Annotated in this window: 14 protein-coding genes; 8 read left to right on the top strand and 6 right to left on the bottom strand. The window is 63.5% G+C overall.

The features are described 5' to 3' along the window. Positions 1–53: 53 nt before the first annotated feature. Both PspR32_RS22565 and PspR32_RS22570 read left to right on the top strand, forming a co-directional pair. A complete protein-coding gene (locus PspR32_RS22565) occupies positions 54–473 on the top strand; it encodes a polyribonucleotide nucleotidyltransferase (RefSeq protein WP_159389190.1) in 420 nt (139 codons plus the stop codon). 25 nt (positions 474–498) lie between these two features. Continuing rightward, on the top strand, positions 499–1,371 hold the full coding sequence (locus tag PspR32_RS22570) for a cation diffusion facilitator family transporter (RefSeq protein WP_010222929.1): 873 nt from the start codon (positions 499–501) through the stop codon (positions 1,369–1,371). 121 nt (positions 1,372–1,492) lie between these two features. Here PspR32_RS22570 and PspR32_RS22575 read toward each other — a convergent pair whose 3' ends face one another. Further along, on the bottom strand, positions 1,493–2,242 hold the full coding sequence (locus tag PspR32_RS22575; RefSeq protein WP_159389191.1) for a DUF6515 family protein: 750 nt from the start codon (positions 2,240–2,242) through the stop codon (positions 1,493–1,495). Positions 2,243–2,652: 410 nt separating this feature from the next. On the opposite strand from PspR32_RS22575, the gene PspR32_RS22580 reads away from it, so the two are divergent. Both PspR32_RS22580 and PspR32_RS22585 read left to right on the top strand, forming a co-directional pair. After that, positions 2,653–3,129: an Lrp/AsnC family transcriptional regulator gene (locus tag PspR32_RS22580; protein ID WP_010222927.1), complete on the top strand. Its 477-nt coding sequence runs from the start codon at positions 2,653–2,655 to the stop codon at positions 3,127–3,129. A gap of 55 nt (positions 3,130–3,184) precedes the next feature. After that, positions 3,185–3,388 (top strand): DUF2788 domain-containing protein, encoded by a 204-nt coding sequence (locus PspR32_RS22585; protein ID WP_010222926.1) that lies wholly within the window; start codon positions 3,185–3,187, stop codon positions 3,386–3,388. Here the strand turns inward: PspR32_RS22585 and PspR32_RS22590 are convergent. The 4 genes from PspR32_RS22590 to PspR32_RS22605 all read right to left on the bottom strand — a co-directional run bounded on the left by PspR32_RS22590 (position 3,385) and on the right by PspR32_RS22605 (position 9,286). Then, entirely contained in the window at positions 3,385–3,951 is a 567-nt protein-coding gene (locus PspR32_RS22590; RefSeq protein ID WP_174242340.1) for a pseudouridine synthase, read from the bottom strand. The two genes, PspR32_RS22585 and PspR32_RS22590, sit on opposite strands and share 4 nt — an antisense overlap. Positions 3,952–4,020: 69 nt before the next feature. Further along, entirely contained in the window at positions 4,021–5,526 is a 1,506-nt protein-coding gene (gene amn / locus PspR32_RS22595) for an AMP nucleosidase (RefSeq protein ID WP_374045233.1), read from the bottom strand. 32 nt (positions 5,527–5,558) lie between these two features. Then, the gene (locus PspR32_RS22600; RefSeq protein WP_159389193.1) at positions 5,559–7,211 is read right to left on the bottom strand and encodes an acyl-CoA dehydrogenase family protein; all 1,653 of its coding nucleotides are present in this window, start codon (positions 7,209–7,211) and stop codon (positions 5,559–5,561) included. Positions 7,212–7,294: 83 nt separating this feature from the next. Continuing rightward, positions 7,295–9,286 carry a sensor histidine kinase gene (locus tag PspR32_RS22605; protein ID WP_036996968.1) on the bottom strand — a complete coding sequence of 664 codons (1,992 nt, stop codon included), beginning with the start codon at positions 9,284–9,286 and terminating at the stop codon, positions 7,295–7,297. A 263-nt stretch (positions 9,287–9,549) separates the two neighbouring features. Here PspR32_RS22605 and PspR32_RS22610 point away from each other — a divergent pair, with 263 nt between their 5' ends. The 4 genes from PspR32_RS22610 (at position 9,550) to PspR32_RS22625 (ending at position 13,021) form a co-directional block, all read left to right on the top strand. Beyond that, positions 9,550–10,347, top strand: coding sequence for a hydroxymethylpyrimidine/phosphomethylpyrimidine kinase (locus PspR32_RS22610; RefSeq protein WP_100782771.1), 798 nt, complete (start codon positions 9,550–9,552; stop codon positions 10,345–10,347). A gap of 21 nt (positions 10,348–10,368) precedes the next feature. Next, positions 10,369–10,995 (top strand): thiamine phosphate synthase, encoded by a 627-nt coding sequence (thiE, locus tag PspR32_RS22615; protein WP_159389194.1) that lies wholly within the window; start codon positions 10,369–10,371, stop codon positions 10,993–10,995. 15 nt (positions 10,996–11,010) lie between these two features. Continuing rightward, positions 11,011–12,291 (top strand): glutamate-1-semialdehyde 2,1-aminomutase, encoded by a 1,281-nt coding sequence (hemL, locus tag PspR32_RS22620; protein ID WP_010222919.1) that lies wholly within the window; start codon positions 11,011–11,013, stop codon positions 12,289–12,291. Positions 12,292–12,472: 181 nt separating this feature from the next. Next, positions 12,473–13,021 carry a tetratricopeptide repeat protein gene (locus PspR32_RS22625; protein WP_010222918.1) on the top strand — a complete coding sequence of 183 codons (549 nt, stop codon included), beginning with the start codon at positions 12,473–12,475 and terminating at the stop codon, positions 13,019–13,021. A 9-nt stretch (positions 13,022–13,030) separates the two neighbouring features. Here the strand turns inward: PspR32_RS22625 and PspR32_RS22630 are convergent, their stop codons facing one another. Beyond that, positions 13,031–13,357, bottom strand: a complete 327-nt coding sequence (locus tag PspR32_RS22630) for a DUF1820 family protein (protein ID WP_010222917.1) — start codon at positions 13,355–13,357, stop codon at positions 13,031–13,033. Positions 13,358–13,362 lie beyond the last annotated feature (5 nt).

Genomic DNA, 13,362 nt, shown 5'->3' on the forward strand with positions numbered 1-13,362 from the left:
GTAGGTACCGGCTCTTTGCCTGTATCGTTGCGGCCTTCATTCCGGAGATTTCCATGCGTATTCCCTCCCGTGTCATTGGCGGCGTCGTGGTCGCCACCCTGCTGACCCAACTGACGGCCTGCGGCACCCTGTTCTTTCCCGATCGGCGCGGCCAGATCGAAGGCAAGATCGACCCGGTGGTCGCCGCCCTCGACGCTATCGGCATCCTCTTCTATGTGATTCCCGGCCTGATCGCCTTTGGCATCGACTTCGCCACCGGCGCCATCTACCTGCCTGGCGGCACCACGGCCCAGGTCGCGCCCGAGAAGCTCAATGAAGCCATCAGCGCCGATGGCAAAGTCGACAACAACAAGCTGCAGGCTATTCTCGAAAGCGAACTGGGCCAGCGCCTGCCACTCAACGACCCGCGCCTGATCCAGCACAAGGGCAGCGTCGAACAACTGGCCATGTATGGCCTCAAGCCCGCGGCTTGACCTCTGACAGGAAGCCACCTTCGGCATGACTCCCTCGGCTGAACACCAACGCCTGCTGCGCCTGGCCACCCGCGCCTCGCTGGCGGTGGCCAGTATCCTGATCCTGACCAAGGCGGTGGCCTGGTGGCTCAGCGGTTCGGTCAGCCTGCTGGCCGGGCTGACCGATTCGGCCCTCGATGGCGTGGCGTCTTTCCTCAATTTACTGGCGGTGCACTATGCCCTGCGCCCGGCCGATGACGATCATCGCTACGGCCACGGCAAGGCCGAGGCCATGGCGGGCATGGCCCAGGCGCTGTTCATTGCCGTCAGTGCAGTGCTGATAGGCGTGCAGGCGGTGGAGCGGCTGCAGAATCCACAACCGCTGGCAGAAACCGGCGTTGGCATTGCAGTGATGGTGCTGTCACTGGTGCTGACCATTGCCTTGCTGATGCTGCAGGGCAAGGTAATCCGCATCACCGGCTCAAACGCGGTGCGCGCCGACTCACTGCATTACCGTTCCGACCTGCTGCTCAACGGCAGCATTCTGGTAGCCCTGGTGCTGGCGCGCTTCGGCTGGCCGCAGCTGGATGCGATTTTCGGCCTGGGCATCGCCCTGTACATCCTCTGGAGCGCCCTGCAGATTGGGCGCGAGAGCAGCTCGATCCTGATGGACCAGGAACTGCCCAGTGACATCAGCGAGCAGATGCTGGCGCTGGCCTGCAGTGTGCCCGGGGTGTGTGGCGCCCATGACTTGCGCACGCGGGTATCGGGTAGCCACTGGTTTGTGCAATTGCACCTGGAGTTGCCCGGGGACCTGCCGCTGACCCAGGCCCATGCCTTGTGTGACCAGGCTGCGGCGGCGATCAACAGCCAGTATCCGAAGGCGGAAGTACTGGTGCATGCGGATCCGGTCATGTGAAGCCATTGGCAAGGCTGAGCCTTGCATCGCCGGCAAGGCCGGCTCCCACAATGGAACTGCATGCACCGTTAAACTGTGGGAGCTGGCCTTGCCAGCGATGGGCTGCGCAGCAGCCCCCGGTTCAGTTGACGCTATACCCCCGCCCGCTCAAACATGCACCCTGCGCCCGCCGATAGTTATCGGCCACCTGCGCCGACGGCGCATAACTGGCCGCAGCCGGATCAAAGCCGGTCTGCTGCACCGCCCAGCGATGGCATTCATAACGGTCACGATCAAGCTGCTGAGGGCTCTGGCCCTGAGCCGGGTAAGCGATCACCTCATAACCGGGGCCACTCTGCTGCGGCGCACTGGCCGTCGGTGGATTGACCACCACGTATTCACGGCTGTCCTCCAGGTACTGGTAATACGTACCCGCCGCAAGGAACAACAACGCACTGCCACTCCACACTCCGCGCGCGTAATCGGGCAGGTAGTTGACCCGCACGCCATACGGCGGTGTCACCACCACATAGCGCGGGCCTTGCGGGCGATACCAGTAGCCGCCGGAATAAAAGTAATCATGCCCGCGATAGGGCACTTTCCAGTAGCGCTCGGGGAAGCGCTCGATGGTCTGCCCCGGACGATACTGCGGCCCCGGGCCCCACCCATTGCCATGGCCATCCGGATGCCCGGCGCCACCGGCCTGGTAATAGCGGTTGTCGTTGCGTCGCGGAATGTCCTGGTAGTAGCCGGTACGCGGCGCCTGGGTCTGACGCACTTCATCGGGCCGCGACTGCAACGGTGAAGCCCCCTGCCCTTCGGCCAGTAGCGGCAGATTGACACTCATGCACAGCAAACCAACACCTGCCATACGCCAGACGCGCGACTTCATGCTTTTCCTCTCGGACCGGTAACAAGGGGCCTGGGATTACTTTATCAGGCCGTCTGCAACGGGGTATCGGCCGCCAGATGAAATTTGCCAGGCAATAAAAAAGGGAGACCCTGGGGTCTCCCTTTGAGAATTTTGTCCGTGCTCGGCGCTTGTGACACCGGCTCACCTCACGCCGTCTTGTGGACAGTGTGTAGCCCGGGGGCCGAGCACAACCGGGTGGGGTTGCTGGCCGCGGCTGGCCTGATTAGGCCCGCCGCACTGGACTGATGTCCGGGCAGTGATTCTGGTGATAAGAATACGGCGAAGGCAGCGACAGATGATTGCTAAGATTGCTCAATTAAATATCACTTGCGCAATTTTTGCCTAAAGATTGATAATTCTACGCAATCGAAACAGAAAAGGCCAACCCCATGAGCAAGCTTGACCGCTATGACCTGAGCATTCTTGCCGAATTGCAGCGCGATGCGCGTATCTCCAACCAGGAACTGGCCGAACGCATCGGCCTGTCGCCTTCGCCCTGCTCGCGCCGGGTCAAGCAACTGGAAGACGACGGCTACATTGCCCGCCAGGTCGCCCTGCTCGATCGCAAGAAGCTCGGCCTGAGCCTGACCGCCTACGTATTGATCGGCATGGACCGCCACACCCCCGAGCGCTTCGAGACCTTCGAGGCAGCGATCCGCAGCCTGCCGCAAGTACTCGAATGCAGCCTGGTCACCGGGATGGATGCCGACTACCAGCTAAAAGTCGTAGTGCCCGACATGGACCATTACCAGCAACTGCTGCTCGGCCACCTGACGCGCATTGAAGGCGTAACCAGCGTGCGCTCCAGCTTCGTCCTCAACCAGGTACTGGCCAGCACCGAACTGCCGCTCACGCACCTGCGTTAGTCAGGCTGGCAACTGGGGCGTATAATCGCGCGCCTCAACCTGCCGGAGAGTATCGATGGATCCTGCGTTGTTCGAAGAGTGGATGATGACCATCCTGGTCACCATCCTCATTGGTTTCATGGGTTTTATCGTCTGGGACCTGGCGAAAAAATCCAAAGCCGGCAAGTTCGGCACCTTCATCCTGTTTTTCGTGCTGGGCCTGGGCATCCTCGCCTTCATCATCAAAAGCGTGGTGATCGGCTTTATCGAAGGCGTTTAAAGCTTGGCCGGCACTTCCCGCCACTGGCCTTGATCAAGGCCATCCAGGCTCCAGTCGCCGATCCGTACGCGCACCAGGCGCAGGGTCGGCAAGCCGACGGCAGCGGTCATGCGCCGCACCTGACGGTTGCGCCCTTCCTTGATCACCAGCTCCAGCCAACTGGTCGGTATGCTCTTGCGAAAGCGTACTGGCGGGTTGCGTGGCCAAAGGTCGGGCTCGTCGAGCTGGCGGGCCTGGGCCGGCAAGGTCGGGCCGTCGTTGAGCTCGACACCCTCGCGCAGACGCTGCAACTGCTCCGCGCTCGGTTCCCCCTCCACTTGTACCCAATAGGTTTTCGCCAACTTGTGCTTGGGGTCGGCAATCCGCGCCTGTAATTGGCCATCGTTGGTCAGCAGCAGCAAGCCCTCGCTGTCACGGTCCAGGCGTCCGGCCGGGTAAATGCCGGGGATGGCAATGAAGTCCTTGAGGGTCGCGCGCCCTTCGCCGTCGCTGAACTGGGTCAGCACGTCAAAGGGCTTGTTGAACAGGATCAACCGCGGCTCGGCCGGCGGCGCCTTGGGCAGGCGACGCGGACCGGTGGGCTTGGCCGCGGGACGCCGCGGCTTGGTGCGTGGGGGTAACGGCATGGGGCCTCAGCGGAACGGCGGCTCGTCAAAACTGCGCAGTTTACGCGAGTGCAACGAGTTGAGCTCGGTACGCAGCAGGTCGAGGGCGGCGATACCGATGTTCAAGTGCTGGCTGACCGCCCGGTTGTAGAAGGCGTTGGCCGCCCCCGGCAGTTTGATCTCGCTGTGCAGCGGTTTGTCGGAAACGCACAACAAGGTGCCGTACGGGACCCGCAAGCGATAGCCCTGGGCGGCGATGGTGCCGCTTTCCATGTCCACCGCCACTGCCCGCGACAGGTTGATCAACGGTCGTTCCTGGGCCCAGCGCAGCTCCCAGTTGCGGTCGTCGTAGGTCAGCACGGTGCCGGTACGCAGGCGCTTTTTCAGCTCGTCGCCGCGCTCGCCGGTAACCTGCGCCGCCGCCTCCTGCAACGCCAGTTGCACTTCGGCCAGGGCCGGAATCGGAATGTTCGGGGGGACCACCCGGTCGAGAATCCCATCGCGGCGCATATAGGCGTGGGCCAGCACGTAATCGCCAATGGTCTGCGATTGGCGCAGGCCACCGCAGTGGCCGATCATCAGCCAGCAGTGCGGGCGCAGCACCGCCAGGTGGTCGGTGATGTTCTTGGCGTTGGACGGGCCGACGCCGATGTTGACCAGGGTGATACCGTCGCCATCGGCGGCGATCAGGTGATAGGCCGGCATCTGGTAACGGTGCCAGACCACCCCGGCGACCAGGGCCTGGGCTTCGCCGTTGTCCATGGCCTTTTCGATGATCACATTGCCCGGCAAGACCATGCGCACGAAGCGCGGATCATTACGCAGTTGCTCAAGACCGTGGGTGATGAACTGGTCGACATAACGGTGATAGTTGGTCAGCAGGATCCACGGCTGCACATGGCGCCAGTCGCTGCCGGTGTAATGCACCAGGCGGCGCAGGGAGAAGTCCACCCGCGCGGCGTCGAACAGTGCCAGCGGCAGTGGGTCGACGTTGGCCCAGTCGTACAGGCCGTCGGCAATGCCGTCGGTGGCGGCGGACAGGTCGGTGCTGGGGAACACCCGCGCCAGCGCCGCGGCAGTGATGCCGGTACCGGCCAGCTCGTCGCCCTGCTCGACCACATAAGGGTAAGGAATGTTCTGCTGGCTGACGCCCACTTCGACCGTGACAGTGAAGTCACGCATCAGCGGCTTGAGCTGCTCGAGCAGGTAACCACGGAACGCCGCCGGCTGCGTCACGGTAACGCTGTAGGTGCCGGGTAGCTGAACCTTGGCGTAAGCGCGGGTAATCGCCGGCACTTCGCCATGGTATTGGTAGGTCAGGCGCAGTTCGGGGTAGCGGAACAGCGCCCGCTCCTCGGCATCCGGCTCGGTGCGGTCCTTGAGGTAGCGCTTGAGCGCCTGGCTCAAGGCCGCGGTGGCTTGTTCGTGCAGGGCCGCCAGGCGGTCGACGGCCTGCTCGGCGGTTTCTACGACAACGAAGGCTTCATCAGTACGGCTCACAATGTACTTCCTGTCTGACATGCATGCCCCCATCTTGCCTACATCCGTCGGCAAAGGCACGCACGTTAGAGCGGCCAATTCGGGGTCGAGCGTTGCACCAACGCCGCGACATCAATGCCACGGGGCAGCACGCCGTATACCCGGCCGCTGCCTCTCAGGCGGCTGGCGATAAAGGCATCGCTGACCACCGCGTTACCGGCTTCGAGCAGCAACTTGGCCTGCAGGCCGACGGCAATGTCTTCCGTGAGCTGGCGGGCGCGGTACTGGATGTCAGCAGTGTCGGCAAACGCCACCTTGAGGTTGCCGATATGTGCAGCCAGGCGCGGATCGCCATGGCCATCACCGAGCTCGGCAAACAGTGTGTCGAGTACGCCGGGCTCCTTGGACAAGGCGCGCAATACGTCCAGGCACTGGACGTTGCCCGAGCCTTCCCAGGTCGAGTTGACCGGAGCCTCGCGGTACAGCCGCGGCAGGATGCTGTCTTCGACATAACCGGCACCGCCCATGCATTCGGCCGCCTCATTGATCATCGCCGGTGCCCGTTTGCAGATCCAGTACTTGCCCACGGCGGTGATCAGCCGGGCAAAACGCGCCTGGTGCGGATCATCCGGCTGGTCGAGGGCATGGCCCATGCGCAGGCTCAAGGCCAGCGCCGCTTCGCTTTCCAGGGCCAGATCGGCCAGCACGTTCTGCATCAATGGCTGCTCGGCCAACAGCCGCCCACCGACCTGGCGATGGGCGCAGTGGTGAGCGGCCTGGGTCAGGGCCTGGCGCATCAGGGCACTGGAGCCGACCATGCAGTCGAAGCGGGTCATGGCGACCATTTCGATGATGGTCGGCACCCCACGGCCTTCCTCACCGATCATCCAGGCCAGGGCGCCACGGAACTCGACTTCGCTGGAAGCATTGGAGCAGTTGCCGAGCTTGTTCTTCAGGCGCTGGATATAGAACTGGTTGCGGCTGTCATCCGGGCGGTGACGCGGCAGCAGGAAACAGCTGAGGCCCTTGTCGGTCTGGGCCAGGGTCAGAAAGGCATCGCACATTGGCGCCGAGCAGAACCACTTGTGCCCGACCAGTTCATAAGCCTGGCCCGGGCCTGGCGCACCGACCGGATAGGCACGTGTGGTATTGGCGCGCACGTCGGTGCCGCCCTGCTTCTCGGTCATGGCCATGCCCAGGGTCACCCCGGCCTTATGGCGATCGCCAATGTTACGCGGGTCGTATTCCGTTGCCAGGACCTTGGGTAACCAGTACTCGGCCAGTTCCGGCTGCAGCTTGAGCGCCGGCACGGCGGCGAAGGTCATCGTCAGCGGGCAGCCACTGCCGGCTTCGGCCTGGCTGTGCAGGTAGGTCATCGAGGCGCGGGCGACATGGGCGCCCTCACGCGGGTTGGCCCAGGGCAACGAGGGCAGGCCATGCTCGATGGCCGTGCGCATCAGCTCGTGATAGGCCGGATGAAACTCCACCAGGTCGATGCGATGGCCGTAGCGATCATGGCTGCTGAATTGCGGCTTGTACTGGTTGGCCAGAAAGCCTGCGGCCATCAGCGGCCCGCCGGCCAGGGCGCCGTACGCGTCGATGCGGTCCTGTGCCCAGCCTGCACCGTAGCGCCGCGACCATTCCTGTAGCGGCAGATCGATGCGGTACAGGTTGGCGCCATCCAGGGACGGCGGCTGGTTGGTGACCTCATGGGTTTCAGCGTACTGGTGCAGGTTCATCGAGGGGCCTCCTGGATCCTGGCGTGTCTGAAATTTCAGTGAATCACGCCCCGCCCCCCTGTCAAAGTGACAAAAACGCCTAACTAGCCGTGATTTAGCCCTGGCCGGGCCATGCCCAACTGCACCTGGGGCGGGCTCAAGGGCACGCTCAGGCTCAGCTCGAAGCGGCTGCCCAGCCCCGGATTGGACTCGTGCTGCAGGCGCGCGCCGATCAGCTCGGCCAACTGCCGGCAAATCGCCAGGCCAATGCCCAGGCCGCCGTGAGCTCGAGTCATCGAGCCATCGACCTGGAAGAAGCGCTGATACAGCGTGGCTTCATCAAGGCAATCGAAACCGATGCCGCTGTCGCTGACACTGATGCTCAAGCGCAGTTGATCCGGGCCCAGGCGGGCACCGCGTACCTGCAACATAACCCCGCCCTGGTGAGTGAACTTGATGCCGTTATCCATCAAGTACCCCAGGCACATGGCCAGCTTGTGCCGGTCGCCGATCAGCACATCGGGCAGTTCCGCCGGGGTATCCAGGCTCAGGTACAAGCCCTTGGCCATGGCAGCAGCGGCATGTTCGGCGCGCACCTCCTGCAGCAGCGAGCGCAGGCTGAACGGGGCGTTCTGAGCACTCAGGCGGCCGGCCTGCAGCTCGGTGAGGATGAGGATGTCATCGACCATGCCCATCATGTCCTGGGCTGCGGAACTGGCGGTGTGCTGGTACTGGGCCAGCTCGCCGTCCAGCGGCATGGTCTGCATCAGCTCCAGCGAACCGATCACGCCATTCATCGGCGTGCGCAGCTCGTGGGTGACGGTGGCCAGGAACTGGTCTTTCAGGCGGTTACTGTTGGCCAACTGGATGTTGAGTTGCTCCAGGGTGCGGCCGGTTTCGCGCAGCGTCCGGGCCTGCTCGTCACGCATGCTGTTGATGCGGTCGGCCAGCGCCAGGGACAACAGGCCGACCTCCAGCGCCGAACCGATCTGGCTGGCGTACATGGTCAGGAACACGTTCGGCAAATAGCCCAGCACCATCAGGGTATTGACCAGGCCGCCGAGCAAGAACGCCGACCAGGCAATGATGAAGTAGCGGGCCACGCGCAAACCGCGGTGCCAGGCGAAAATCCCGGCGGCGAAGATACACACGGTGAACAGCAGCGCCAACGCCGTGGCCAGGCGCAGGGCTACGCCGTAGCTACTGGTCAGCGACAGCAGCATCGCCAACGCACCACAGCCCATCAGCACCTTGAGCACGGCGTCGAAGGCACGGCTGTGATTGCGTACCTGCAGGAAGCTGCGGGCAAACTGGCAACCGAACAGGCCCGCCGCACCAATGAACATCGGTGTGGCGGCGTTGGCCCACCAGGGGCTGTCCGGCCAGAAATAGGCCACGCCGGCGCCGTTGACCGAGACCTGGTACAGACCGAACGAGGCGATATAGAGGATGTAATACAGGTAACTGGTATCGCGCACGCTGAGGTAGATGAACAGGTTGTAGACCAGCATCCCCAGCAACACGCCGTAGATCAGGCCCAGCACATACAGGCGGGTCGGTTGCGCCTCCATGTAGGCCTGCGCCGACCACAGGGTCAACGGCGCCTGCACTGAGCCCTGGCTGTGCAAGCGTAGATAGGCCGTGGTCGTCTGGCCGGGGGCAAAGGGTAGTTCGAAGAGGTAGTTGTTCTGTTTGATTTGCCGACTGGCATAAGGCAGGGCGTCGCCGGTGCGTTGGGCCAGGCGAAAGGTACCGCTGGCGTCCGGCAGGTAGAGTTCAAGGTGATCGAGTGGCGGATAGGCCAGCTCCAGCAACCAGGCGCGGGGGGCTGCCGATGGCAAGGCGGTGTAGCGCAGCTGGATTTTCAGCCAGAACACCGAACTGGAATAGCCGGCGTTGAGGACTTCGGCCCGGTGCGGGCGAAAATGCTCGCTGAATGACGGCGCACTGACCTGCGCAATGCTGGCGTTGCCATCGCGGTCTTCGAACACTTGCATCACCTGCCCCAGCGGCAAGCTGCGGGTGGAGTCGTCGAAATCGACCGCCGTGGCCAGCAACGGCAGCCAGCCCAGCACAACAATCAGCAAATAGCGCATACAGCCCCAGCATGGTCTGTCCCGGTCGCGTCGCGTAGCCTCCTGTCCGTTTGAGGCGACGTGATCCGGCAGTAACCGTTATCGGTTTATTCGAGCACTCTAGCATAGCTTTCCGAGCCTGCCAGATGCCACTGAAAACTTTACGCCAAAGGCTCTAGAACGGCACTTTCAGCGATTCTTACAGGACCTTTCAAACGCCCGTTGAAAAATCCCCGGCGCCGGGGCGGACCCAGCAAAAGCGTTTGGTGATAAGCTCGCGCACCATGAATACCTACAGCTCCCGCCCCGTTGTCCTCTGTCTCTCCGGCCACGACCCCAGTGGCGGCGCCGGCTTGCAGGCAGATATCGAAGCCCTGATCGCGCAAGGCTGTCATGCCGCTCCGGCCGTGACCGCCCTGACCGTCCAGGATACCGTCAATGTCAGCGACTTCCGCGTCCTCGACCGCGAGTGGGTACTGGCCCAGGCCAATGCCGTGCTTGCCGATTCGACGGTAGCGGCCGTCAAGCTGGGCATGCTCGGCTCAATCGAAATGGTCGACACCGTGGTCGAACTGCTCAGTGCCCATCCGCATCTGCCGCTGGTCTGCGACCCGGTCCTGCGCGCTGGCGGCGGTGGCCGCCTGGGCAAGGATGAAGTCGGCTACGCCATGCGCGAGCGCCTGTTGCCACTGGCAACCATCGCTACCCCGAACCTTCCCGAAGCACGCATCCTGGCCGAACTGCCCGAAGGCAGCGCCGATGAATGCGCAGAAAAGCTCCTGCCGTTTGTCAGACACCTGCTGATCACCGGCGGTCACGGCGACGAACACGAAATCCACAACCGCCTGTACAGCCGCGACGGCCAGCGTCACACCTGGACCTGCCAGCGCCTGCCCGGCAGCTATCACGGCTCCGGCTGCACCCTGGCCAGTGCCCTGGCCGGCCGCCTGGCCCTGGGCGAGCAGCTGCAAAGCGCGGTGCGCTCGGCCCTGGATTACACCTGGCGCACCCTGCGCGATGCCGAGCAACTGGGCAAAGGCCAGTACGTGCCACGCCGCCTGCCACTGGATTTCTGTTCCTGATCTTCGCTTGAGGTCTACACCATGAAGTTACGCGGCCTGTATGCCATCACTGACAGCCAGTTGCTGGCCGGCAAGTTTCTGCCCTATGTCGAAGCGGCCCTGGAAGGCGGCGTGACCTTGCTGCAATACCGCGACAAGAGCCAGGACGCGTCCCGCCGCCTTCGCGAGGCCCAGAGCCTGGCCGAGCTGTGTGCACGCTACAAGACCCAGCTGATCATCAACGACGACGCCGAACTGGCTGCACGCCTGGGCGTCGGCGTCCACCTGGGCCAGACCGACGGGCCGTTGACCCCGGCCCGCACCCTGCTCGGGCGCAACGCCATCATCGGCTCAACGTGCCACGCCCAACTGGAGCTGGCCGAGCAGGCCGCCCGTGAAGGCGCCAGCTACGTCGCCTTCGGCCGCTTCTTCAATTCGGTCACCAAACCAGGCGCGCCCGCCGCCGATACCGCCCTGCTGGAACACGCGCGCAACCGTATCAAGCTGCCGATCTGCGCGATCGGCGGCATCACCCTCGACAACGCCGCCCCGCTGGTCGCCCACGGCGCCGACCTGCTGGCGGTGATTCACGGCCTGTTCGGCGCCGACAGCACGCAGGAAGTCACCCGCCGTGCCCGCGCCTTCAACGCCCTGTTCGCTTCTGCCTGATTGAGAGAGCCCATCATGTCTCGTTCCGAAACCCTGTTTGCCAACGCCCAGAAACACATCCCCGGTGGCGTCAACTCGCCGGTACGGGCGTTCAAGAGCGTTGGCGGCACGCCGCTGTTCTTCAAGCACGCCGCCGGTGCCTATGTCACTGACGAAGACGACAAGCGCTACGTGGACTACGTCGGTTCCTGGGGCCCGATGATCCTCGGCCACAGCCACCCGGATGTACTGGAGTCGGTGCGCAAGCAGCTGGAGCACGGCCTGTCCTATGGCGCGCCAACCGCCATGGAAACCGAAATGGCCGACCTGGTCTGCTCGATCGTGCCGTCGATGGAGATGGTGCGCATGGTCAGCTCCGGCACCGAAGCGACCATGAGCGCCATCCGCCTGGCCCGTGGCTACACCGGCCGCGACAGCATCATCAAATTCGAAGGCTGCTACCACGGCCACTCCGACAGCCTGCTGGTCAAAGCCGGCTCCGGCCTGCTGACGCAAGGCGTACCGAGCTCCGCCGGGGTGCCGGCAGCCTTTGCCAAACACACCCTGACCCTGCCGTTCAACGACATCGACGCGGTCGAGAAGATGCTCGCTGACGTCGGCCAGGACGTCGCCTGCATCATCGTCGAGCCGGTCGCCGGCAACATGAACTGCGTGCCGCCGGCGCCAGGCTTCCTCGAAGGACTGCGCGCGTTGTGCGACAAGCATGGCGTGGTGTTGATCTTCGACGAAGTGATGACCGGTTTCCGCGTCGCCCTGGGCGGCGCCCAGGCTCATTACGGGGTGACCCCGGACCTCTCGACCTTCGGCAAGATCGTCGGTGGCGGCATGCCGGTGGGCTGCTTCGGTGGCAAGCGCAAGATCATGGAACAGATCGCGCCGCTGGGCCCGGTCTACCAGGCCGGCACCCTGTCGGGCAACCCGCTGGCCATGGCCGCTGGCCTGACCACCCTCAAACTGATCAGCCGCCCAGGCTTTCATGACGAACTGAGCGCCTTCACCAGCCGCCTGCTCGATGGCCTGCAACAGCGCGCCGATGCCGCCGGCATCCCGTTCGTCACCACCCAGGCCGGCGGCATGTTTGGCCTGTACTTCAGCGGTGCCGACGACATCGTCACCTTCGATGACGTCATGGCCAGCGATGCCGAGCGCTTCAAGCGCTTCTTCCACCTGATGCTCGAAGGCGGCGTGTACCTGGCGCCAAGCGCCTTCGAAGCGGGCTTTACCTCGATTGCCCACGGTGAAACCGAGCTGCAGATCACCCTGGATGCGGCTGAGCGAGCGTTCGCCAAGCTCTGATTTTTGCAGCCATCGCGGGGCAAGCCCGCTCCCACAGTGATCATTGTGGGAGCGGGCTTGCCCCGCGATGGTGCCTTGGAAGCAGAAAATCGAGTAAAGACTTTGTAAGGTAGGCGCTGCTTATCCCATAATGTGCCACCAGACACTTTGGCCGCAGCTTTGCAGAGGTAAGTCGATCCCCATGAACCGCACCGGCCGCGCCCTCGCCCTGGGCTGCCTGTTGCTTCTTCAGCCCCTGCTGGCCACAGCAGGCGGTAACTCGTTGCTGATTCCGGCGACGGGCCGCTGCACCCTCGATTCCCAGCCCGAAGACCTGCCGCAAGCGCTCGCTGCCTGCCAGGACGCGGCCAAGTCCGGGGATGCACAAGCCCAGTACGAGTTGGGTGAGTTCTACTACGAAGGCACCAACACCCCACGCGACCTCAACCAGGCCCTGAGCTACTTCGAGCAAGCCTCGCTGCAAGGCCACGCCGAGGCGCAATACCGTCTGGGCACCATGTTCTACAAGGGTGAAGGTGTGGCGGCCAACAATGTGCAGGCCTACATCCTGCTGAAGATGGCAGCGGTCAATGGTGCCGAGGATGCACTGGACATGGCTGACGAGGTGTCTGCCAAGATGCCGCGCGACGAGCTGGAAATAGCGACCCAGGTGCTGGGGCAGATCTTTCGCAAATACCTGCTGGAGCTACAGACCGTCGACGGTCGCACGCCCTTCTCGCCGCTGCCCTGAAACCCGTACTTACTTTTCCGGCATTGGCATCGGGAACGGCATTACATTGCCAGTACCGCGCGCCTCGCTGATCTTTGGCGTGCCCAGACGCTCGACCTCATCGATGCGCACGATCGAGTGCATCGGCACAAAGCTGCGCACCACGCCTTCGAACTGGGCCTTGAGCTTTTCTTCGCTCGGATCGACCACCACCTGGGTGCGCTCGCCAAAGACAAACTCTTCAACTTCAAGAAAGCCCCACAGATCGCTTTGATAGATCTGCTTGGCATACATCTCGTACACCTGGCCCTGGTTGAGAAAGATCACTTTGTAGATCGGAGCTTCGCGTTTGGTCATTTTGG

This window comes from Pseudomonas sp. R32 (assembly GCF_009866705.1).
Classification (GTDB): Bacteria; Pseudomonadota; Gammaproteobacteria; order Pseudomonadales; family Pseudomonadaceae; genus Aquipseudomonas; species Aquipseudomonas donghuensis.

Coding starts and splice junctions, on each gene's coding strand:
- PspR32_RS22565 (WP_159389190.1), top strand. CDS start 54: ATGCGTATTCCCTCCCGTGTCATTGGCGGCGTCGTGGTCGCCACCCTG.
- PspR32_RS22570 (WP_010222929.1), top strand. CDS start 499: ATGACTCCCTCGGCTGAACACCAACGCCTGCTGCGCCTGGCCACCCGC.
- PspR32_RS22575 (WP_159389191.1), bottom strand. CDS start 2,242: ATGAAGTCGCGCGTCTGGCGTATGGCAGGTGTTGGTTTGCTGTGCATG.
- PspR32_RS22580 (WP_010222927.1), top strand. CDS start 2,653: ATGAGCAAGCTTGACCGCTATGACCTGAGCATTCTTGCCGAATTGCAG.
- PspR32_RS22585 (WP_010222926.1), top strand. CDS start 3,185: ATGGATCCTGCGTTGTTCGAAGAGTGGATGATGACCATCCTGGTCACC.
- amn (WP_374045233.1), bottom strand. CDS start 5,526: ATGGGGGCATGCATGTCAGACAGGAAGTACATTGTGAGCCGTACTGAT.
- PspR32_RS22600 (WP_159389193.1), bottom strand. CDS start 7,211: ATGAACCTGCACCAGTACGCTGAAACCCATGAGGTCACCAACCAGCCG.
- PspR32_RS22605 (WP_036996968.1), bottom strand. CDS start 9,286: ATGCGCTATTTGCTGATTGTTGTGCTGGGCTGGCTGCCGTTGCTGGCC.
- PspR32_RS22610 (WP_100782771.1), top strand. CDS start 9,550: ATGAATACCTACAGCTCCCGCCCCGTTGTCCTCTGTCTCTCCGGCCAC.
- thiE (WP_159389194.1), top strand. CDS start 10,369: ATGAAGTTACGCGGCCTGTATGCCATCACTGACAGCCAGTTGCTGGCC.
- hemL (WP_010222919.1), top strand. CDS start 11,011: ATGTCTCGTTCCGAAACCCTGTTTGCCAACGCCCAGAAACACATCCCC.
- PspR32_RS22625 (WP_010222918.1), top strand. CDS start 12,473: ATGAACCGCACCGGCCGCGCCCTCGCCCTGGGCTGCCTGTTGCTTCTT.
- PspR32_RS22630 (WP_010222917.1), bottom strand. CDS start 13,357: ATGACCAAACGCGAAGCTCCGATCTACAAAGTGATCTTTCTCAACCAG.